The following is a 19,832-nucleotide window of genomic DNA, read 5'->3' as shown; positions in this document are numbered from 1 at the left end:
CAGTGCCGCACGCCGAGATCGTCGAGCCCGGTCACCGGCCGGGCAGGAGGATCACCGTACGGCCGCCGCTGACCAGCCCCTCCCGGCAGGACAAGCCGGTGCCCTGCGGCCAGCGCCCGGTGACCGCCATCGGATAGGTGACCTCCACGGTACGGCCGGCGTCGGTGGTCGCCGAGAACCGCATCGGCAGTGGTGTCGCCAACCGGTGCATGATCGTGTCGCAGTCGAAGGTGACCCGCACGTCGACGGAGCCCACTCCTCCAGGGCGCACGCGGGCCTGCGCGCCCGTGTCGGCCACTGCCAGGCCAGGAGACTCCGTGTCGAGGACCCGTACGGTGATCCGCTGCGTTCCGGTGTTGGCCACGGTCACTTTGGCGTTCAGCTGCCCGTCGGCTGCGCTCCACACCTCGCCGGCGAACGCCACCACCGATCCAGCGGTGTCCGCGGCAGCCCGCTGGTGCTGGTAGTCATTGAGCAGCCAGCCACCGAGACCGCCCACGGCCACCCCGGCCAGCAGCATACCGACCAGCCGGCCCGGTCCGCGAAAGCGTCGCCGCGCCGCGTCGCCAGCCGGTGCCCCGGGCGCCGTCGCGCCGGTCGACCGGTCGAGATCGATGAGCCGCCCCTCCGCCGTCATCGGACCAGGCTAGTCGCAACGCCGACCCGGTCAGGTAATGGCCGCTGCACAGCGCACGCAGCGTGACCGTTTCGGGTTCGGAGCACCGGCCGGCAGCATGAGCCGAACACCAGAGACCTGTTCCGGCGTCGATCAGGTATCTGGCGTTCGGCTCGTGCCGCAGCGGGCAGGCGTGCAGACGGAGCACAGCGGACAGGCAGGCCGGAGCGGGGCGGGTGAGCCGGTGTGCGGGGCAGGTGCGGCGGGTGAACGGCCGCGTTCAGTGGCGGAGCAGGCCGCGTACCGGGACCGGGATGACGTGGCCGCTCGGCGGGCGGGTGCGGTCGAGCTCCAGTCCGACGTCGACGATCACCGCCCGGGTCAGCTGCGGCACCTGCGACAGCGGCACCCACTGTGCCAGGTCGGTGGAGCCGCCGACCTCGGGCCGCAGCGCTCCGCCGACGACCCGTACCCGGTAGAAGACCCCCAGGTTGTGCCGTTCGCTGCGGCCGGGCAGCCGGCGCTGCGCGGGCACGGTACGGGAGTCGACGCCGAGCAGTGACTCCACCTCGACCTGGTAGCCGGTCTCCTCGGCCACCTCGCGGACCACCGCGTCAACCGGGTCCTCGGCGTGTTCGACCTTGCCGCCGGGCAGTGTCCAGTGCCGGCGGGAGCCGCCCGGCGAGACGTAGCGGGCCAGCAGCAGCTGCCCCTGGTCGGCACAGACCGCGTAGGCGGCCACTCGAAGCCGGTGGGCAGTCATGCTCGCATTCCTCCGCGCTAGATCCGCTACCAGGAGAATAACCCTCCCAAATAGGGTGTAAATAATCCGGCGGCGGCACGATCCGGGTCACGAGCAAGATAGAGGTCATGCAGACACATCCGAACGTGCAGGCGGTGCAGGACGCGCTGAACGCCACCGACGCCCGGGACGGCTCCGGCGCCAGCTGCCGGGTGCGGCTGCTGCCCGACGCGGTGCACACCGCCGCTGCGGCGGCCGCCGCCCTCGACATCGAGGTTGGGCAGATCGCCAATTCGTTGATCTTCGACGCGGACGGTGAGCCGCTGCTGGTGCTCACCTCGGGCGCGCACCGGGTGGACACCGCGAAGGTCGCCGCCGACCTCGGCGTCGACGCACTGCGCCGGGCCACCCCGGGGTTCGTCCGGGAACACACCGGGCAGCCGATCGGCGGGGTCGCCCCGCTGGGCCACCCCAAGCCGGTCCGCGCCCTGGTCGACGTGGCCCTGGAGCAGTACCCGGAGATCTGGGCGGCCGGCGGCGTACCCCGGGCGGTATTCCCGACCACCTACGCCGAACTGCTACGGATCACCGCCGGCACCGCCGCCGAGGTGGCGTGAACGACCCCGCCGACCATGCAGCCACGGTGCCCGCGCTGGTCACGCTGCACGTCTGGCGGGTCCCTCGGCGACGGCTGCCGCGCGTGCTGGCCCGGATGGCCGTCGACGCCCGCCGGCTGCGGCGCGTCGACGGCGTACGGTTCGCCAAGCTGCTTGGCACCGGAACCGGCACCGGATTCGGGCCCACCGACGTCGACCCGACCCGGTGGGCGGCGTTGGTGGTGTGGGACGACCCGGCGACGGCGGCCGGGTTCGACACCTTGCCGGTCGGGCGGTCGTGGTTGCGGGTCGCCGACGCGCGGGTCCGCGTCGACCTGCGGCCGTTGCACAGCCGGGGCCGCTGGTCCGGCGTCGCCCCGTTCGGCGAGCCGGGCGGCGGGCCGGGCGGTGCCGGGCGTCCGGTGCTGGCGTTGACCCGGGCGCGGCTGCGGCCGGCGAAGGCGGTCACCTTCTGGCGGGCGGTGCCGCCGGTCGCCGCCGCCCTGGCTGACGCCGACGGGCTGCACTGCCGGTTCGGCGTCGGCGAGGCACCGCTCGGCTGGCAGGGCACGGTCAGCGTGTGGCGGGACACGGCGGATCTGACCCGGTTCGCGTACCGTCACCCGCAGCACCGGGCGGCCATCACCCGGACCCCGGTGACACAGTGGTACGCGGAAGAGCTCTTCGCCCGGTTCGAGGTGCTCGATGTCACCGGCGACCGGGCCGTGCTGGGCTGGGCCGGAAAGGACCGGGCCGGAGAGGACGAGGATGGGACATGCGGTGCTGGCGGCGGATGAGAGGCGGACCCCGATGAGGCTGGTGCCGTGGCTGCCGGACGACCTGCTGCGGCGGCTCGACGACGTGGTCAGCGTGTACGGCGAGGCGATGAACTACCGCGCCGAGCTGCTGGAGGTACGCCGCGGCTACATCGCCACCCACGTACGGCGCCCCGGATTCCGGGCGGTCGCCACCCTCACCGCTGAAGGCGCGCTCGCCGGGTTCGGCTACGGCTACCGGTCGGCCGCCGGGCAGTGGTGGCACGACCAGGTACGCGGCGCGCTGCCGAAACCCGCCCGCAGCACCTGGCTCACCGACTGCTTCGAAGTGGTGGAGCTGCACGTGCACCCGCAGGCACAGGGGCACGGGCTCGGCGCACACCAGCTGCGTACCCTGCTCGGGATGGCCGCCGGCGCGACCACCCTGCTGTCCACCCCGGAGGCCGACGAGCAGCGGTCCCGGGCCTGGCGACTGTACCGGCGATTCGGCTACGTCGACGTACTTCGCAACTTTCACTTCCCCGGCGACGAACGGGCCTTCGCGGTCCTCGGCCGTACCCTGCCGCTGCCCCACCCGCAGGCCGCACCGGCTGCGGGGGCCGGGCCGTCGACGGACCCGGCACCGCAGCGGTCATGAACGCACGGCGGGTGCTGCCCTGGGCGTTGTTGGCGCTGCTGGTGCTGGCCCAGATCGGCTACCCGCTGACCGGCGGCGGCACCCGGGCCGGGTTGACCGTCGCCACAGTGGTGATCGGCTTCGTCCTGTCGGTGGGCCACGCGTGGCTGACCCGGGGGCCGGCCGCCGCCGCGCTGGTGCTGGTCACCACCGGCGGCGGGCTGGCGGTCGAAGCCTGTGGGGTGGCGACCGGGGTCCCGTTCGGCGGCTACGACTACGCCGGCACGCTCGGGCCGAAGCTGCTCGGCGTACCGGTGGTCATCCCGCTGGCCTGGACCTGGATGGCCTGGCCGGCGTGGCTGGTCGCGGTGCGGCTGGTCCGCCCGACGGTGGCCCGGATCGCCGTCGGGGCGGTCGCGCTGGCCGCCTGGGATCTCTTCCTCGACCCGCAGATGGTCACCGAGGGCCACTGGACCTGGCTGGACACCGACCCGGCGCTGCCCGGGGTGCCGGACGTCCCGGTCGGCAACTACCTGGGCTGGCTGGCCGTGGCGGCGGTGATGATGACGCTACTGCGGCTCACCGCCGGGGTCGGCGCCCGACGGGCCGACGGGCCGGTGGACGCCCCGATGTACGCGCTGTATCTGTGGACGTACGCGTCGAGTCTGCTCGCCCACGCGGTGTTCCTCGGACTGCCCGCCTCGGCCGGCTGGGGTGGGCTCGGCATGGGGCTGGTGGCGGTGCCGTTCGCGGTGACGCTGATTCGCTCGCGACGGGCGACCGGACCTGCTGGACGCCCGCCACGGCAGGCGTCATGACCTGGTGGACGGTGGCGGTGGGTGCGCTCGGCATCGTCGCGGTGCTGCTGGCGCTGACCGCGGCGACGCTGGTCAACACGCTGCGCTGGCTGCGCCGGCCCGGCCCGGCGGCCCTGGTGACCGAGCCGGTGTCGATCCTGCTGCCACTGCGTGACGAGGCCGACCGGGTGGTGCCGTGCCTGCGGGCGCTGCTCGCCCAACGGCAGCTGACCGACTGGCGGATCCTGGTGCTCGACGACGGGTCGACCGACGGCACCGCCGAGGTGGCCGGCGAGGTGGCCGGCGACGACCCCCGGGTGCGGCTGATCACCGGCGCGCCGCTGCCGGCCGGCTGGCTCGGCAAACCGCACGCCTGCCAGCAGCTCGCCGACGCGGTCCCCGCCGCACCGGCCGGGGTACTGGTCTTCGTGGACGCCGACGTGGTCCTCGCCCCTGAAGCGGTGGCCGCCGCCATCGGCGCCCTGCGGTCGGTGCCGGCACAGCTGCTCAGCCCGTACCCGCGGATCGTCGCCGGGTCGGTCGGCGAGCGGCTGGTGCAGCCGCTGCTGCAGTGGAGCTGGTTGACGTTCCTGCCGCTGCGCGCGATGGAATGTTCGCCGCGTACCTCGCTGGCCGCCGCCGGCGGGCAGTTCCTGCTGGTCGACCGGGACGCGTACCGGCGGGCCGGCGGGCACGCCGCCGTGCGGGACCAGGTGCTGGAGGACATCGGGCTGGCCCGTGCGGTGAAGCAGGCCGGGGGGCGGATCGCCCTGGCCGACGGTTCGGCGTTGGCGACCTGCCGGATGTACGGGTCCTGGCGGGAGCTGTCCGCCGGCTACAGCAAGTCGCTGTGGGCGTCGCTGCCGTCGCCGACCGGCGCGGCCGCCGTCGTGGCCGGACTGTTGATGTTGTACGCGGCCCCGCCGGTGCTCGGCGTCGTCGGGCTGGCCGGGCTGGCAGCCGGCGCCGGTCCAGCGGCGGCGGTGCTGGTCGCGGCCAGTGCCGCCGGGTACGGGCTCGGGGTGACCGGGCGGGCGCTCACCGCCCGGGCCACCGGCGGCCGGGCGATGCCGGACGGATTGGCACATCCGGTCTCGGTCGCGCTGCTCGGCTGGCTCGTGATCCGGTCCTACTATCTGCGCAAGCGGCGGCGCCTCGCCTGGCGCGGCCGCCCGGTGGCCCTGCCGTGACCGATACTGCTGCGAGGAGGAGTACCGATGAGCCGGGTGGTGGTGATCGGCGCCGGGGTCGGCGGGTTGGCCGCCGCGATCCGGCTGGCCCACGGCGGGCACGACGTCACCGTCATCGAACAGGCCGACACCGTCGGCGGGAAACTGGCCCGCTGGACCCGGCAGACCCCGGACGGCGCGTTCACCTTCGACACCGGGCCGAGTCTGCTGACCCTGCCGCAGGTCTTCGCCGACCTGTTCGACGGCACCGGCGAGCCGCTGGAGAAGGTGCTGGATCTGGTCGAGCTGGATCCGATCGTGCGGCACCGGTTCCCGGCCGGGCCCGTCAGGCCGGCCGAACGGCTCGGCCCGCGCTGGCTCGACTCGTGCTGGCTCGACTCGTGCGCCGACCCGGCGGCGTTCGCCGAACGGATCGCGGTGGCCTTCGGTGACGAGGCCACCGACGACTGGCAGCGGGTATGGCGGCGGGCCCGGCGGATCTGGGACTCCTCCTGGCGGGACGTGCTGCGCCGGGAGGTCGGCTCGCCGCTGGCGATGGCGCGGATGGCGTACCGGCTCGGCGACCTGGCCGCGGTCGCGCCCGGCCGCAGCCTGCGCGGGGTGCTGCGCCGCGAGGTCCGCGACCCGCGGCTGCGGACCCTGCTGGAGCGTTACGCCACCTACACCGGCGCGGACCCGCGGCGGGCGCCGGCGGCGCTGCTCGCCGTGCCGTACGCCGAGTTGACCTTCGGCGGCTGGTATGTACGGGGCGGGCTGGGGGCGCTGGCCGACGCGCTGCTGTCCCGCTGCCTGGACCTGGGCGTGGTGGTGCGCACCGGGTCGACGGTCACCGCGATCGACGCCGCCGGCGGCCGAGTGCACGGCGTACGGGTGGCCGGTGAGGCCCGTCCGGTGCCGGCCGACGTGGTGGTGGCCAACGTGGACGCGTCGCGGGTCTACCGGGAGCTGCTGCCGCACGCCCGGCGGCTGGCCCGGCTGACCGACCGCAGCCTCGGCGGCTTCGTGCTGCTGCTCGGGGTACGCGGCCGGACCCCGCAGCTGGCCCACCACACGGTGTTCTTCCCGCGCGACTACGACGCCGAGTTCGACGCGGTGTTCGGTGATCCGGGGCGGGGTCGGCCGGCCCGGCCGGCCACCGATCCGACGATCTTCGTGACGGTCGCCGACGATCCGGCGGCCCGGCCGGACGGCCACGAGGCGTGGTTCGTGCTGGTCAACGCGGCCCGGCAGGACCTGTCGCTGGCCGGGGTGGACTGGCGCCGGCCGGGTCTGGCCGACGCGTACGCCGATCAGGTGCTGCGGGTGCTGGCCGACCGGGGGGTGGACGTACGGGACCGGCTGCTGTTCCGCGAGGTACGCACACCGGCGGACCTGGCCGCGGCGACCGGCACGCCGGGCGGGTCGATCTACGGTACGGCCGGCGGGCTGCTGCGGCCGGCGAACCGGGCACCGGCGGCCGGACTGTTTCTGGTCGGCGGGTCGGTGCATCCCGGTGGCGGGCTGCCGATGGTGACCCTGTCGGCGCAGATCGTCGCCGACCGGATCGGCCCGGCCGGCCGGTAGCCCCGGGCTCGGAGGGCGGAGCCAAGCCGGTGCGGCCGGGTCGGCGGACCGGGTCAGGCCAGGGCGCGGCGGACCGCGGTGAACAGTTGGCTGAGCCCGAACAGGCCGAGCAGCACCCAGACCGCGGTGGCCAGGGTGAGCACCCCGGCGGCGAGGTCCGGCGCGATCAGCGCGGCGGCACCGGCCAGCAGCAGGCCGACCAGGGCGATGCTGACCCGGGTCGGTCGCTCCCCGACCGTCACCGCGCCGATCTCCCGCATGCCGGCTGCCGCCGCCCGGGCCCGCAGGTACTCGTGCAGCCAGGACAGTGTGCCGGCGGCGACGACCAGCGGGCCGGCGGCGCCGGCCAGCCAGAAACCGAGCAGCCAGAACGCCTCGCCCGCCCGGTCGGCGAGCGAATCGTAGACGTAGCCGAGCCGGGTGGTCCGGCCGGTGACCACGGCCAACGCACCGTCGACGGTGTCGGCGACTGCGGCCAGCAGCACCAGGCCGCCGGCGGCGAGCAGGCCGGGACCGCCGCGCGGGGCGAGCACCGGCACCCCGAGGCAGAGCAGCACCCCGGCGACGGTGACCGTGGTCGGGCCGATCTTGGCCCGGCCGAGCAGGTCGGCGACGGCGTGCGCGGCGCGCAGCCAGTAACGCACCACCGGGGTGGCGGTACGAGGGTCGAAACCGCCGTGCAGCCGTGCCCAGGTGACGGCGTAGTCCTGCCAGTTGAGCCGGGTCTCCACGACAGCTCAACCGCTGCGGGACGGCCCGGGTGGCGGGCGGGTCACGCCCGCGCGCCAACGGCGACGTTGAGCCACACCTCACGGGTGGCCGTCGAGCGATTCATGGTGATGAAGTGCAGGCCGGGCACACCTTCGTCGATCAGCCGCTGGCAGAGCTGATTGGCCTGGTCGATGCCGAGCCGGCGGACCGCGTCGGCGTCGTCGGCGACCCGGGCAAACTGGGCGGCCAGTGCCGGCGGGAACGGGGCACCGGACAGCTGCTCGGAGCGCTCAATGGTAGCTAGCTTGGTGACCGGCATCACACCGGGCAGGATCGGGGTGTCGCAGCCCGCCGCCGCGACCCGGTCCCGCAGCCGCAGGTAGTCGTCGGCGTCGAAGACCATCTGGGTGATCGCGAAATCCGCACCGGCCCGGCACTTACGAACGAAGTACCGGGTGTCGGTGGCGATGTCCGGCGAGCGTGGGTGTTTGTACGGGAAGGCAGCCACGCCGACGCTGAAGTCACCCGACGCACGAACCAGCCGGACCAGGTCCTCGGCGTAGCGCACGCCCTGCGGGTGGGCAACCCACTCGCCGGTCGGATCGCCGGGCGGGTCGCCGCGCACGGCGAGCACATTGCGCACGCCGGCACCGGCCAGCCGACCGATGACGTTGCGCAGCTCGGCGACTGAATGGTCGACGGCGGTCAGGTGCGCCATGGGCAGCAGGGTCGTCTCGGTGGCGATCCGTTCGGTGACGTCGACCGTGGTGTCCCGGGTGGTGCCGCCGGCGCCGTAGGTGATCGACACGAACGACGGCCGCAGCGGCTCCAGCTCGCGGATCGCCTGCCAGAGCAGCTGCTCGCCGGCGGGGGTCTTCGGCGGAAAGAACTCGAACGAGAAAGTCGGCTGGCCGGCGCGGATCAGCTCCCCGATCGACGGCTGCGAGCCGGGGAGTACGGACGGTAGACCGAGAGCCACGCAGCCGACTGTACCGGGTGGCCTGCGGGCGGCGCATCAACCAGCCGATAGCGTCAGGGAGTGGCAGACAGCATCACGGTCGCGCCGACCGATCGGGCCGACCTGCGTCGACGTATCGACCGGGCGTTGGCCGACTTCCTCCAGGGCCGGCGACGCTGGCTGGGCGACGTCGACGAGGCGCTGCTGCCGGTGGCCGCGGCGCTCGAGGACTTCGTGCTCGGCGGCGGCAAACGGCTGCGGCCGGCGTTCGGCTACTGGGGCTACCGGGGAGCCGGCGGCGGCGACTCACCTGAGGTGGTCGCGGCCCTGGCTGCGCTGGAGTTCGTGCAGGCCAGCGCCCTGATCCACGACGATCTGATGGACGGTTCGGACACCCGTCGCGGCGAGCCGTCGATCCACCGACGGTTCGCCGCGCACCACCGGCGCAGCGGGTGGCGCGGGCCGGCGGACGGCTTCGGTGCCTCGGCGGCGGTGCTGCTGGGCGATCTGTGCCTGGTCTGGTCCGACGAGCTGCTGCACGGTGCCGGGCTGACCGACGGGATGCTGCGCCGGGGCCGGCCGGTCTTCGACGAGATGCGCACCGAGGTCACCGTCGGGCAGTACCTGGATGTGCTCACCCAGTTCACCGGCGACACCTCGGTGCACCGGGCCACCCAGGTGGCCCGGCTCAAGTCGGCAATGTACACCGTGGAGCGGCCGCTGTTGCTGGGCGCGGCGTTGGCCGACGCGCCGGCCGCCGTCGCCGCCGGCTACTCCGGGTACGGGCTGCCGCTCGGGGAGGCGTTCCAGCTGCGCGACGACGTACTCGGGGTGTTCGGTGACCCGGCGCTCACCGGCAAGCCGGCCGGCGACGACCTACGGGAGGGCAAACGCACCTTCCTGGTGGCGTCGGCGTACCGGACGACGTCGCCGGCCGGCCGGGCGTTGCTGGACGACCGGCTCGGTGACCCGGTGCTCGACGCCGACGGGGTCGAGCGGCTGCGCGAGGTGATCGTGGCCAGTGGCGCGTTGGCCGTCACCGAGGCGCGGATCACCGAGCTGACCGAGCGGGCGTTGGCCGCGCTGGGTCCGGTGCCGGTCGAGCCCGAGGCCGGGCAGGTGCTCCGGGAGCTCGCGGTGGCGGCGACCACCCGCACCGGCTGACCGCCGCCGACCCCAGAACGGCTCAGCTCAGCCGGTAACTGTTGGCAAAGTTGTTCGGGCTGCACTCGTTGAGCCGGCTGACCACCAGATCGTAGGTGTACCCGGACGGCACCGAGCAGGCGTGGGTGCCGTCCAGGTTCTGCCCGACCGTCCAGCTGAGGCGGTCGCGGCGGTCCGGTTGGCGGCGTCGCGGGCGGTCACCGTCACGCTGTACGTCCGGACGGTCGTCGGCGTTCCCGAGATCAGCCCGGTCGAGGAGTTGATGGACAGCCCGGCCGGCAGCCCGGTCGCCGACCAGGTGTACGGCGCGGTACCGCCGGAGGCGGTCATCCGCAGGCTGACCGCGACACCCCGCAGGGTGTTCTGGGCGCCCGGGTTGTCGACGGCCGGCATGCCCGGCGTACCGCCGCCGGTGTTGACGAACAGCAGCCGGTTCGGCGAGCCGCTTCCCGCGTTGGTGATCTTGTTGGGGGTGGCGACGGTGGACATCGCGGTCGCGACCTGGGCAGGGGTCAGGTTGACGGTGATCGCCTGGCTGACCCGGGCCGGGGCGAAGTTGCAGGCGTTGGAGCTGGAGTTGCCGGAGGCGATCGCGTAGACCACGCCGTCGGCGATGGAGTTGCGTACCGCGTTCTCCAGGGTGGTGTTGCTGCCCTGGCCGCCCAGGCTCATGTTGGCCACCGCCGGACCAGAGGTGTGGTTGCCGGTCACCCAGTCGACCCCGGCCGTCACCGCGGCGAACGAGCCGCTGCCGGCGCAGTCGAGCACCTTCACGGCGACCAGGCGGACCGCCTTGGCGACCCCGTACGAGGTGCCACCGACGGTGCCGGCGGAATGGGCGCCGTGTCCGTTGCAGTCGGGGTTGCTGCCGCCCACCGTGTTGACACCCCAGACCGCCCGGCCACCGAAGTCGCTGTGCGTGGTGCGGATGCCGGTGTCGATGATGTACGCGGTGACGCCGGACGCGGTGTTCGGGTAGTCAGTTTCCGGTCAATGCTCGTCTCCGGGGGCGGCGGCGGACTGGCGCGCCCGGCGCCGCCGCAGCCGGGCGAGCAGCCAGTCGCCCTCGCCGGCGACCGGGGCGCGCTGCACGCCGCGTCGCCCCAGCCACACCCACACCGAGAGGGTGAACAGCACCATCGCGAAGCCGAACAGCAGATCCTCGACCGGCGCGTACGCGATCCGCAGCCCGACGGTGGCGGCCGGGTCGTAGCGCACGATGTGGCGGCCGGTCAGGATCCCGTTGGAGAGCAACTGGAAGCCGACGATGATCGGGTAGGTCGCCCAGAAGACCGCCCGCAGCACCAGCCGGGTGCGCAGCACCACGAGGTCGACCAGGACGGCGGCCACCACCCCGAGCAGCGCGGCGACGGTGTAGCTCACCGGACTCGCCGCCGGCCGGCATCGGCCTCGTCGCCCGCCGACCAGCGGTCGTCGGGGCGGCGTAGGCGGCCGGACGGGGTACGCACCGCGCGGACCGCCTCGAATCCCAGCACCGTGCAGATCGGCACGACCATGAAGAACAGCAGCTCGTCCAGTGGCAACCGGCCTGGCAGCAGCACCCCGGTCGTCTGGGCGGGGTCGAAACTCCAGTGTCCGGCGGCGATCGCGGCCAGGTCCCAGGCGACGAAGACCACCACCACCGCCAGCAGAGTCAGGGACAGCCGACGCCACCGGCGGAGCACGTTGACCCGCAGCACCGGCTCCAGCCAGATCGCGGCGAACAGACAGCCGGCCAGCACCGCCAGGTAGCTGAGCTGACCCATGCCGGTCAGAAACCCTCGGCCTGTGCCCGACGTTTCACCTCGCGAGCGCGGTCCCCACCCAGCGCAGTCGCGGGCGTGCCGGGCAGCGAGTCGTCCGGCCGGTACAGCCAGCCCAGCATCTCCTCGTCGGAGAAGCCGGCGTCGTGCAGCAGGGTCAGGATGCCGGGCAGGTGTTTGCGTACGGTGTGGTTGGCCACCAGTTCGGCCGGCACCCGGCGGACCCCGTCGCGCCGGACGGCGAGCAGCTCCCGGTCCCGGACCATCTGGTGGACCTTGCTGATCGTCACGTCGAGGCGTTCGGCGACATCGGGCAGGGTCAGCCAACCGGCCGGCTCCCCGGCGGTCACCGGCCCGGACCCGCCGGGGGCCGGCGGCGCTGGTGTCGAGGCGGGATCTGTCACGTCACCACCCTGCCACGCACCGGCCCCGCCGGCACCACTGACCCCGTCCTTACGCGCCAGGTGAGCCCGTACCGGTTGCGCCCCGACGGGTTCGCCGTTCGGCGGGCCTGGGCGGGTTGCCAGTTGGTTGCGGTGCGCTGCCGGCAGGTAACGGTTTGGCCCGGTTCGGCGGACCCGGCCTGATCGGAGTTCTGCCCTCCCCCTGCGGCCGCATAGACTGCCTGCCGATGGACACACAGGTCGCCGACTCGCTGCTGGGCTCGTTGATCGACGGGCGGTACCGGATCCGTGCCCGGGTGGCGCAGGGTGGCATGGCGACCGTGTACACGGCGACCGACGAACGGCTCGAGCGCACCGTCGCGCTGAAGATCATCCATCCGACCCAGCTCAACGACGTGCAGGGCCGCGATGCCGGGTTCCTCGACCGGTTCACCGACGAGGCCAAGACCATCGCCCGGCTGACCCACCCCAACGTGGTCGCCGTCTACGACCAGGGCACCCACCTCGGGCTGCCGTACCTGGTGATGGAGTACGTCCGGGGCCGGACGCTGCGCGACGTGCTGGCCGAGCGACGGCGGCTCAACCCGGGCGAGGCGCTGGCGATCCTGGAGCAGATGCTGGCAGCGATCGGTGCCGCCCACCGGGCCGGCCTGGTGCACCGTGACGTCAAACCCGAGAACGTGCTGGTCGCCGAGGCGCCGACCGGCGGCGCCGGGAACCTGATCGACAGCGTCGTGAAGGTCGCCGATTTCGGCCTGGCCCAGGCAGTGCAGGCCAGCGCCGAGGCCGGCGGCGGTCAACTGATGGCCACCGTGGAGTACGTGGCACCGGAGCTCGTCACCCAGGGCCGGGCCGATCCGCGTACCGACGTCTACTCGGCGGGCATCGTGCTGTTCGAGATGCTCACCGGTCGGGTGCCCTACGACGGCGACCGCCCGGCGGAGGTCGCCTGGCAGCACGTCGACCAGGACGTGCCACCGCCGTCGCAGTCGGTGCCGGGTGTCCCGGCGATGGTCGACGACCTGGTCGTCCGGGCCACCCGCCGGGATCCGGGTGAACGCCCCACCGACGCCGGAGCGCTGCTGTCCGACGTCCAGGTGGTCCGCGACGATCTCGGCAACGCGAGCGCCAATACGGCGGTGCTGCGCCAACTGGCGCAGCCCACGATGGCGGTCTCGCCGGTACCGGAGGCCGAGCGCCCGTCCTGGGCCCGACTGCCGGAGCCGAAGGACCGACGGGACCGGTCGGCACCGCGCCGCCGGGCCGCCTCCAGCACCGTGGTCCGCTCCGCCGCCGCCGGTGGGCCACCGGTGATGGCCAGCGGCGGGGCCGACCCGGCTCCCGGCCGGCGGCGCAGCACCAAGCGGAGCCGGACGAAGAGCACCGAGCAGCCCGGCGGCGCAGGCCTGGGCGGGTTGCGGGACCGGCTGGTGGAGAACCCCCGGGCCCGGCTGGCGGCGATCGCCGGGGCGCTGGTGTTCCTGCTGCTACTCGGGGTCGGCGGCTGGTGGCTCGGGGCCGGCCGGTACACCGTCGCGCCCAGCATGGTCGGCCTCGACCAGGCGCAGGCGCAGGCGCTGGCCGCGCAGCGCGGCCTCACGATCAGCATCGCCGACCCCCGGCACGACGAGAACGTCGCCCGGGATCTGGTGCTGGCCCAGGATCCGCCCAGCAACGGCCGGATCGTCCGCGGCGGCGAGATCACCCTGACCTTCTCCCTCGGCCCGGAGCGCTACGAGGTGCCGGACGTGGTCGGCAAGACGCTCGACCTGGCCCGGGTCGACCTGGAGAAGGCTCAGCTGGTGTTGGAGCAGGCGGCTGACCGGTACGACGACAACCTGCCCGCCGGTGTGGTGGCCGCCGTCGACCCGCCGGTCGGCACCGAGGTGCAGGCCGGCGATGTGGTGAAGGTGACGGTCAGCAAGGGCCGGGCCCCGATCACCGTGCCCAACGTGGTGGGGCTCAACGTCGACGAGGCACGCCGGATGCTGGCGGAGCTCAAGCTCGAGCCGCTAGTCGCCTCCGAGGAGTCGGACAAGCCAAAGGACCAGGTCATCGGTCAGGAGCCGGCGGACGGCGCCGGGGTGGAAGAGGGTACGGAGATCAAGCTCAGGGTGAGCGAGGGCCCGCCAGCGGTCGTCGTGCCGAGGATGATCGACCGGCCCTGTCAGGAGGCGCTGGCCGAGCTGCAGGGCCTGGGCTTCCCGGTCCGGGTCGACTTCAACCCCAACGGCACGGTCCGCTACCAGAGCCCCAACGACGGGTCCGAGGTGCCGCCGGGAACCGAGATCGTGATCGGCTGTCTCTGAGATGCCGGTTGACGGTTCCGCCGGGCACCGGCCGGTCGGCTCGCACACGCCCACCTCGGGCGGATTGGCCCGAGCCGCGCTGCCGTACGCCGCCGCGGCCGGCTCCGAGGTGGTGCAGGTGTACGTCGGCAACTCGCGCGGCTGGGCGATGCCCGACGGCGACCCGGCGCAGGACGTGGCGTTCCGCGACGGCTGCGCCGAGCGTGGGCTGCGCGCGTACATCCACGCCTCGCTGCTGGTGAACCTCGGCTCGCCGACCGCCGCCACGGTGGAACGCTCCGCCGCGACCCTGGCGCACGCGCTGCGCCGGGGCCGGGCGATCGGCGCTGAGGCGGTCGTCTTCCACGCCGGCAGCTCCGTCGACGACGGCTACGCCGACACCGCGATGCGTCAGGTACGCGAAGCGCTGCTGCCGTTGCTGGACGCCGCCGACGCCGCCAACGGGCCGATGCTGCTGGTGGAGCCGAGCGCCGGCGGCGGACGGTCGCTGGCGTCGCGGGTGGAGCATCTGCGGCCGTACCTCGCCGCAGTGGACTGGCATCCCCGGATGGGAGTCTGCTTCGACACCTGCCACGCGTGGGCCGCCGGGCACGACGTGGCCAGCCCGGGTGGCATGACGGCGACGATCAACGCGCTGGTCAACGCCGTCGGGGCGGACCGGCTGCGGCTGGTGCACGCCAACGACTCCCGCGACGGTTGCGGATCCACCCGGGACCGGCACGAGACGATCGGCGCGGGCATGATCGGCGAGGCGGCGTTCGCCGAGTTGATGCGGCATTCAGCCACCGCCGGCGTGCCGGTGCTGGTGGAGACGCCGAGCGAGAAGCACGTCGGGCATGCCGCCGACATCGCCACGCTGCGTCGCCTGGCCGAGGCGGCGACTGTGCGCTAGCGGCGCAGAATGGCGCCGAGCACCTCGCCCGCCCGGTCCACCGCCGCGTCGTCGACGTCCAGGTGGGTGACCAGCCGGGCGGCGGTCGGCCCGACCACCGACACCAGCACCCCGTCGGCCCGGGCCGCCTCGGCCAGCGCCGGGGCGGTCAGCGGGGTCTTGGTCAGGTCGAGACCGACGATGTTGCTGCGCACCTGGTCCGAGCGCACCACACCGTACGGCTCCAACGCCTGCGCCAGCCGGGCCGCCCGCACATGGTCGTCGGCGAGCCGGTCCACATGGTGCGCCAGGGCGTACCGCCCGGCGGCGGCGAGCACTCCGGCCTGGCGCATCCCGCCGCCCATCCGTTTACGCAGGACGCGGGCGGCCGCGATCCGCTCGGCGCTGCCGACCAGCACCGAGCCGACCGGCGCGCCGAGCCCTTTGGACAGGCACACCGACAGGGTGTCGAACATCGCGCCGTAGTCGGCCAACGGCACACTGTCGGCGATGTGCGCGTGCCAGATCCGGGCACCGTCGCAGTGCAGCGCCACCCCGGCGTCGGCGGTGACCGCCCGCAGCCCACGCAGCACGTCCAGCCCGATGATCTGCCCGCCGGAGCGGTTGTGGGTCTGCTCGACGGCGACCGCCCGGGTCGGCACCGCGCCGTACCCGGCCGGCCGGATCATCGCCGCGATCAGGTCCGGGTCCGGGTCACCGCCGGCGGCCGGCCAGGTCCGTGAGGAGATCCCACCGTACGCCGCCGCGGCCCCGACCTCGTAGGTGACCACGTGTGCGTCGGCGTCGCAGAGCAACTCGCCGCCGGGCGGCACCAGGGTCTGCAGGGCGACCTGGTTGGCCATCGAACCGGTCGGAGCGAACAGCGCCGCCTCGTGGCCGAACAGCGCGGCGACCTCGGATTCCAGCGCGTTGACCGTCGGGTCCTCGCCGTACACGTCGTCGCCGACCTCGGCCGCGGCCATCGCCGCCCGCATCCCCGGCGTCGGTCGGGTGACGGTGTCCGACCGCAGATCGACCACCGGCCGGACGGCGCTGCCGGCCGGCGCCGGCTCAGCCACGGAGCATCTCCGCGACCAGGAAGGCCAGCTCCAGGGACTGCTGGGTGTTGAGCCGTGGGTCGCAGGCGGTCTCGTACCGGTCCGGCAGGTGGATGTCCTCGATCGCCTGGGCGCCGCCGAGGCACTCGGTGACGTCCTCGCCGGTCAGCTCGACGTGCAGACCGCCAGGGTGGGTCTGTAGGCCCCGGTGCACCTCGAAGTAGCCGAGCACCTCGTCGACGATGCGGTCGAAGTGGCGGGTCTTGTAGCCGTTGGACGACTCGTGGGTGTTGCCGTGCATCGGGTCGCACTGCCACACCACCCGGGCGCCGGCGGCGGTGACCTTCTCGACGATCGGCGGCAACGCGTCGCGGACCTTGTGGTTGCCCATCCGGCTGATCAGCGTGAGCCGGCCGGGAATGTTGTCGGGGTTGAGCTTCTCGCACAGCTCGATGGCCTGCTCGGGACTGGTGCCCGGGCCGAGCTTGACCCCGATCGGATTGGCGATGCGGGAAATGAAGTCGATGTGCGCACCGTCGATCTGCCGGGTCCGCTCGCCGACCCACAGGAAGTGCCCGGACAGTCCGTAGGGGCGGTCACCGGAGATCCGGGTCAGCGCCCGGTCGTACTCCAGCGCGAGCGCCTCGTGTGAGCAGTAGAGGGTGACGGTCCGCAACGCCTCGTCGTCGGTCATTCCGCAGGCCTGAATGAACGCCAGCGCCCGGTCGATCTCCCGGGCGATCGCCTCGTAGCGTTCGCCGGCCGGGGACCGCTTGACGAACCCCTTGTTCCAGTCGTGCACCGCGTGCAGGTCAGCCAGCCCACCGGCGAGGTAGGCGCGGAGCATGTTCATCGCGGCGGCGGAGTTGGCGTACGCCCGGATCATCCGCTGCGGGTCGGCGACCCGGGCCTGCGCCGTGGTGTCCAGCGAGTTGATCATGTCGCCGCGGTAGGCGGGCAACCCGAGCGCGTCGGTCGGCGACGAGCGGGGCTTGGTGTACTGACCGGCGACCCGGGCCACCTTGACCACCGGCAGCGACGCGCCGTACGTCAGCACCACCGCCATCTGCAGGATGGTGCGGGCGTTGGCCAGCAGATGGCTCTCGGTGTTGTCGGTGAAGGTCTCGGCGCAGTCGCCGCCCTGCAGCAGGAAGGCCTTGCCGTCACAGACCAGCGCCAGCCGCTCCCGCAACTGGTCGACCTCGTACGGGGCGACCACCGACGGGACGTTGCCCAGCACCTGGCACACCTCGTCGACGACGGCCGGATCCGGCCAGGGCGGCGTCTGCGCCCGGGGCAGGCCGCGCCACCGGTCCAGCCCGAACGCCTCGTCCTCGGCCGAGTCGGCGGCGGGACGGCTGGTCTGCAGGCTCGGGTGCCCGACCGACGGATAGCTCAGCTGATGCCATTCTTGGCCCATGGCCAAAGCCTAGTCCGGCGGCGCGGCGGCGGACCCGCCGGCCGGGGCGGTACCCGGCGCACCTGCCGGAGCGGCATCGACGTCGACGTCAACGTCACCCGGACCGGTGTCGCCGGGCTGGTCTGGCGTCGCGGTCTCGTCGTGGATGCACCAGCCGCCGTCGCCGCTGCCGGCCGGCGTCACCGTGAACACGAGACTGACCCGGAGCGTGGTGGATCCGACGGCAGCGGCGACAGTGGTGGTGACCTCGTGGCCGACCGGGACCGGCTGGGAAGCCACGATCTCCGCCCGCTCCACCAGCAACGACTCGGCGAAGTCGCCGTTGGGGCCGGTGGCGCTCGCGTCAAAGATCTCCTGCGTCGCGGCGCAGAGCTGGGCGCGCCCTTTGTCGAGGTCCTTGGCGACCATCGCGTCGAGGTAGTCCTGCACGAGCCGCCGGGACTCTTCGGCACCAACGGGCACGTCCGTCCCGGTCGGCTCCGGTTGCGGCTCCGGGTCGCCGGTGCAGCCGGTGGCCGTCATCGTCAGCAGGGCCACGACGCCGACGGCCACGCTGCGGCCCGGTACCGCCCGGGTCCGCATCCGTAGCGCGCTGGTCCGCATCCCGTTCCTCCCGTACCGCTGGCCGCCGTCGCCCCTGGCCCGCTATCGCCGCAGGCCGCCATCACCAGGCGCTGAGTCTACGACCGGGCTGGCAGTAACTGATCTGTCGAGGGATTGACATGCCGTCGACACAGTCGTAGCTTCCTTGTCGAATCGCTTCGTCGAAGCGTTTCGACAACCGAAGTCGGCTCCCTCCACCGATCAGCCGCGTTCGAGACCCCGCCGCCAGCGGGCAGCCTCACCGCGGTCCGTGACCTTCACCCGACCCCTGTCCCCGTGGCGGCGCCTGCACCGCGCCGCCCCTGCGGCACACCCGCGAGGAGGCTGGAAATGATGTTCCGTCGACAGCGAACAAACACCCGCACCCTGATAGCCGCCGTACTCACCGCCACCGCCCTGACCCTGTCGGCCTGCGGTGCCGATACCGACGACAGCGGCGACGGCAGCACCCTGCGCCTGTGGCACTACGAAGGCGCCAACAGCGCCATGGGCATCGCCTGGGCCGAAGCCATCAAGCAGTTCGAGGCCAGCCATCCCGGCGTCACCGTGGTCTACGAGGAGAAGGGCTTCGAGCAGATCCGGCAGAACGCCGGCATGATCCTCAACTCCGACCAGGGACCGGACATCCTGGAGTACAACAAGGGCAACGCGACCGCCGGTCTGCTGTCAAAGCAAGGGCTGCTCACCGACCTCAGCGACGTGGTAGCCGAACGCGGCTGGGACGAGATGATCTCGCCGAGCGTCGCCACCACCTGCCGGTACGACGGCAACGGGGTGATGGGTGGCGACACCTGGTACGGCATCCCCAACTACGGCGAATTCGTGATGGTCTACTACAACAAGGACATGTTCGCCGAGTACGACCTGCCGGTGCCCACCACCTTCGCCGAGTTCGAAGGCGTACTGGACACCTTCGTCGACAACGGCGTCACCCCGATCTCGGTCGGCGGCGCCGAGTACCCCGCCCAGCAGATCCTCTACGAGTTGGCGTTGACCCAGGCCGACCGGTCCTTCGTCGACGACTTCCAGCTCTATGCCAACCCGGTCGACTTCCACGGTCCGGAGTTCAACTACGCGGCCAACACGTTCGCCGAGTGGGTCGACAAGGGCTACATCGGCGCCGACTCCGCCGGCATCAAGGCCGAGGACATGGGCGTCGCCTTCACCCAGGGCAGCTTCCCGATCATGATCTCCGGCAGTTGGTGGTACGGCCGGATGAGCGACGAGATCACCGACTTCGAGTGGGGCACCTTCCTCTTCCCCGGCAGCGACCTGCACCCCGGCTCCGGCGGAAACATCTGGGTGGTGCCGAGCAACGCCAAGAACAAGGACCTCGCCTACGACTTCATCGACATCACCATGCAGCCGGACATCCAGAACCTGCTCGGCGACTCCGGCGGGGTGCCGCTGGCCGCGGACCCAGCCGCGATCACCAACCCGAAGGCCAAGGAGCTGATCGAGAACTTCAACACGCTCAACGACTCCGACGGGCTGGCCTTTTACCCGGACTGGCCGGCACCGGGCTACTACGACGTGCTGGTCGCCGGGGTCCAGCAGCTGATCAACGGCAGCAAGTCGCCGGACGAGGTGCTCGACGAGATCGCCAAGCCGTACAACGACAACCTGGCCAGCATCGGCGAGTGAGCGACGACCGTGCGCCGGGGACGCCGGTCCC

20 protein-coding genes and 1 pseudogene are annotated in these 19,832 nt (G+C 72.9%); 10 read left to right on the top strand and 11 right to left on the bottom strand.

Annotated elements, in window-relative coordinates; genetic code table 11:
* Positions 1 to 31 precede the first annotated feature (31 nt).
* Positions 32 to 637, bottom strand: coding sequence for a hypothetical protein (locus ACFHWS_RS02940; RefSeq protein ID WP_416567561.1), 606 nt, complete (start codon positions 635 to 637; stop codon positions 32 to 34).
* Positions 638 to 896: 259 nt separating this feature from the next.
* On the bottom strand, positions 897 to 1,379 hold the full coding sequence (locus ACFHWS_RS02935) for an NUDIX domain-containing protein (protein WP_416551623.1): 483 nt from the start codon (positions 1,377 to 1,379) through the stop codon (positions 897 to 899).
* 107 nt (positions 1,380 to 1,486) lie between these two features.
* On the opposite strand from ACFHWS_RS02935, the gene ACFHWS_RS02930 reads away from it, so the two are divergent.
* From ACFHWS_RS02930 to ACFHWS_RS02905, 6 genes are read left to right on the top strand one after another with little or no spacing between them, the layout of a single operon-like run.
* Positions 1,487 to 1,975 (top strand): YbaK/EbsC family protein, encoded by a 489-nt coding sequence (locus ACFHWS_RS02930; RefSeq protein WP_416551621.1) that lies wholly within the window; start codon positions 1,487 to 1,489, stop codon positions 1,973 to 1,975.
* Complete coding sequence (locus tag ACFHWS_RS02925) at positions 1,972 to 2,751, top strand: monooxygenase (protein WP_416551619.1); 780 nt, start codon at positions 1,972 to 1,974, stop codon at positions 2,749 to 2,751. Before ACFHWS_RS02930 ends, ACFHWS_RS02925 begins: the two co-directional genes overlap by 4 nt.
* A gap of 13 nt (positions 2,752 to 2,764) precedes the next feature.
* A complete protein-coding gene (locus ACFHWS_RS02920; RefSeq protein ID WP_416551617.1) occupies positions 2,765 to 3,367 on the top strand; it encodes a GNAT family N-acetyltransferase in 603 nt (200 codons plus the stop codon).
* On the top strand, positions 3,364 to 4,164 hold the full coding sequence (locus tag ACFHWS_RS02915; RefSeq protein ID WP_416551615.1) for a carotenoid biosynthesis protein: 801 nt from the start codon (positions 3,364 to 3,366) through the stop codon (positions 4,162 to 4,164). Before ACFHWS_RS02920 ends, ACFHWS_RS02915 begins: the two co-directional genes overlap by 4 nt.
* Positions 4,161 to 5,333, top strand: coding sequence for a glycosyltransferase (locus tag ACFHWS_RS02910; RefSeq protein WP_416551613.1), 1,173 nt, complete (start codon positions 4,161 to 4,163; stop codon positions 5,331 to 5,333). Before ACFHWS_RS02915 ends, ACFHWS_RS02910 begins: the two co-directional genes overlap by 4 nt.
* A gap of 27 nt (positions 5,334 to 5,360) precedes the next feature.
* On the top strand, positions 5,361 to 6,896 hold the full coding sequence (locus ACFHWS_RS02905) for a phytoene desaturase family protein (protein ID WP_416551611.1): 1,536 nt from the start codon (positions 5,361 to 5,363) through the stop codon (positions 6,894 to 6,896).
* Positions 6,897 to 6,949: 53 nt separating this feature from the next.
* Here ACFHWS_RS02905 and ACFHWS_RS02900 read toward each other — a convergent pair whose 3' ends face one another.
* Positions 6,950 to 7,627, bottom strand: a complete 678-nt coding sequence (locus ACFHWS_RS02900) for a CDP-alcohol phosphatidyltransferase family protein (protein ID WP_416551609.1) — start codon at positions 7,625 to 7,627, stop codon at positions 6,950 to 6,952.
* A gap of 41 nt (positions 7,628 to 7,668) precedes the next feature.
* Entirely contained in the window at positions 7,669 to 8,586 is a 918-nt protein-coding gene (gene metF, locus ACFHWS_RS02895) for a methylenetetrahydrofolate reductase [NAD(P)H] (protein ID WP_416551607.1), read from the bottom strand.
* 60 nt (positions 8,587 to 8,646) lie between these two features.
* Between metF and ACFHWS_RS02890 the strand changes: the two genes are divergently transcribed.
* On the top strand, positions 8,647 to 9,729 hold the full coding sequence (locus ACFHWS_RS02890) for a polyprenyl synthetase family protein (protein ID WP_416567560.1): 1,083 nt from the start codon (positions 8,647 to 8,649) through the stop codon (positions 9,727 to 9,729).
* Between the two features lie 174 nt (positions 9,730 to 9,903).
* Here ACFHWS_RS02890 and ACFHWS_RS02885 read toward each other — a convergent pair.
* The 4 genes and pseudogenes from ACFHWS_RS02885 to ACFHWS_RS02870 form a co-directional block, all read right to left on the bottom strand.
* Positions 9,904 to 10,707: pseudogene (locus ACFHWS_RS02885) on the bottom strand (putative Ig domain-containing protein); the annotation flags it as partial.
* Between the two features lie 12 nt (positions 10,708 to 10,719).
* Positions 10,720 to 11,112 carry a lycopene cyclase domain-containing protein gene (locus ACFHWS_RS02880; protein ID WP_416551603.1) on the bottom strand — a complete coding sequence of 131 codons (393 nt, stop codon included), beginning with the start codon at positions 11,110 to 11,112 and terminating at the stop codon, positions 10,720 to 10,722.
* Entirely contained in the window at positions 11,109 to 11,495 is a 387-nt protein-coding gene (locus ACFHWS_RS02875; RefSeq protein ID WP_416551601.1) for a lycopene cyclase domain-containing protein, read from the bottom strand. The genes ACFHWS_RS02880 and ACFHWS_RS02875 overlap by 4 nt, the downstream gene beginning before the upstream one ends.
* A 5-nt stretch (positions 11,496 to 11,500) precedes the next feature.
* A complete protein-coding gene (locus ACFHWS_RS02870; RefSeq protein WP_158632205.1) occupies positions 11,501 to 11,896 on the bottom strand; it encodes an Rv2175c family DNA-binding protein in 396 nt (131 codons plus the stop codon).
* A gap of 227 nt (positions 11,897 to 12,123) precedes the next feature.
* On the opposite strand from ACFHWS_RS02870, the gene pknB reads away from it, so the two are divergent.
* Both pknB and ACFHWS_RS02860 read left to right on the top strand, forming a co-directional pair.
* Positions 12,124 to 14,205: a Stk1 family PASTA domain-containing Ser/Thr kinase gene (pknB, locus tag ACFHWS_RS02865; protein ID WP_416551599.1), complete on the top strand. Its 2,082-nt coding sequence runs from the start codon at positions 12,124 to 12,126 to the stop codon at positions 14,203 to 14,205.
* Between the two features lies 1 nt (position 14,206).
* Positions 14,207 to 15,097: a deoxyribonuclease IV gene (locus ACFHWS_RS02860; RefSeq protein ID WP_416551598.1), complete on the top strand. Its 891-nt coding sequence runs from the start codon at positions 14,207 to 14,209 to the stop codon at positions 15,095 to 15,097.
* Here the strand turns inward: ACFHWS_RS02860 and ACFHWS_RS02855 are convergent.
* Genes ACFHWS_RS02855 through ACFHWS_RS02845 form a run of 3 tightly spaced genes read right to left on the bottom strand, consistent with a single transcriptional unit; the run spans position 15,094 to position 18,157 of the window.
* Positions 15,094 to 16,116, bottom strand: a complete 1,023-nt coding sequence (locus tag ACFHWS_RS02855) for a threonine aldolase family protein (RefSeq protein WP_416567570.1) — start codon at positions 16,114 to 16,116, stop codon at positions 15,094 to 15,096. The two genes, ACFHWS_RS02860 and ACFHWS_RS02855, sit on opposite strands and share 4 nt — an antisense overlap.
* A gap of 31 nt (positions 16,117 to 16,147) precedes the next feature.
* Positions 16,148 to 17,554 carry a class II 3-deoxy-7-phosphoheptulonate synthase gene (locus ACFHWS_RS02850; RefSeq protein WP_416551596.1) on the bottom strand — a complete coding sequence of 469 codons (1,407 nt, stop codon included), beginning with the start codon at positions 17,552 to 17,554 and terminating at the stop codon, positions 16,148 to 16,150.
* A 9-nt stretch (positions 17,555 to 17,563) separates the two neighbouring features.
* A complete protein-coding gene (locus ACFHWS_RS02845) occupies positions 17,564 to 18,157 on the bottom strand; it encodes a hypothetical protein (protein WP_416551594.1) in 594 nt (197 codons plus the stop codon).
* 330 nt (positions 18,158 to 18,487) lie between these two features.
* Here ACFHWS_RS02845 and ACFHWS_RS02840 point away from each other — a divergent pair, with 330 nt between their 5' ends.
* The gene (locus ACFHWS_RS02840) at positions 18,488 to 19,801 is read left to right on the top strand and encodes an ABC transporter substrate-binding protein (protein WP_416551592.1); all 1,314 of its coding nucleotides are present in this window, start codon (positions 18,488 to 18,490) and stop codon (positions 19,799 to 19,801) included.
* Positions 19,802 to 19,832: the final 31 nt, after the last annotated feature.

Source organism: Micromonospora sp. LOL_013, from assembly GCF_048060315.1.
Classification (GTDB): Bacteria; Actinomycetota; Actinomycetes; order Mycobacteriales; family Micromonosporaceae; genus Micromonospora_E.
Note: the sequence above shows the minus strand (reverse complement) of the source record. Positions and strands in the feature narration are given on the sequence as shown.

What these genes read in the sequence shown, in the direction of transcription:
- pknB (WP_416551599.1), top strand. Translation starts at nt 12,124, where the DNA reads ATGGACACACAGGTCGCCGACTCGCTGCTGGGCTCGTTGATCGACGGG.
- ACFHWS_RS02840 (WP_416551592.1), top strand. Translation starts at nt 18,488, where the DNA reads ATGATGTTCCGTCGACAGCGAACAAACACCCGCACCCTGATAGCCGCC.
- ACFHWS_RS02910 (WP_416551613.1), top strand. Translation starts at nt 4,161, where the DNA reads ATGACCTGGTGGACGGTGGCGGTGGGTGCGCTCGGCATCGTCGCGGTG.
- ACFHWS_RS02935 (WP_416551623.1), bottom strand. Translation starts at nt 1,379, where the DNA reads ATGACTGCCCACCGGCTTCGAGTGGCCGCCTACGCGGTCTGTGCCGAC.
- ACFHWS_RS02940 (WP_416567561.1), bottom strand. Translation starts at nt 637, where the DNA reads ATGACGGCGGAGGGGCGGCTCATCGATCTCGACCGGTCGACCGGCGCG.
- ACFHWS_RS02850 (WP_416551596.1), bottom strand. Translation starts at nt 17,554, where the DNA reads ATGGGCCAAGAATGGCATCAGCTGAGCTATCCGTCGGTCGGGCACCCG.
- ACFHWS_RS02930 (WP_416551621.1), top strand. Translation starts at nt 1,487, where the DNA reads ATGCAGACACATCCGAACGTGCAGGCGGTGCAGGACGCGCTGAACGCC.
- ACFHWS_RS02875 (WP_416551601.1), bottom strand. Translation starts at nt 11,495, where the DNA reads ATGGGTCAGCTCAGCTACCTGGCGGTGCTGGCCGGCTGTCTGTTCGCC.
- ACFHWS_RS02920 (WP_416551617.1), top strand. Translation starts at nt 2,765, where the DNA reads ATGAGGCTGGTGCCGTGGCTGCCGGACGACCTGCTGCGGCGGCTCGAC.
- ACFHWS_RS02845 (WP_416551594.1), bottom strand. Translation starts at nt 18,157, where the DNA reads ATGCGGACCAGCGCGCTACGGATGCGGACCCGGGCGGTACCGGGCCGC.
- ACFHWS_RS02905 (WP_416551611.1), top strand. Translation starts at nt 5,361, where the DNA reads ATGAGCCGGGTGGTGGTGATCGGCGCCGGGGTCGGCGGGTTGGCCGCC.
- ACFHWS_RS02860 (WP_416551598.1), top strand. Translation starts at nt 14,207, where the DNA reads ATGCCGGTTGACGGTTCCGCCGGGCACCGGCCGGTCGGCTCGCACACG.
- ACFHWS_RS02915 (WP_416551615.1), top strand. Translation starts at nt 3,364, where the DNA reads ATGAACGCACGGCGGGTGCTGCCCTGGGCGTTGTTGGCGCTGCTGGTG.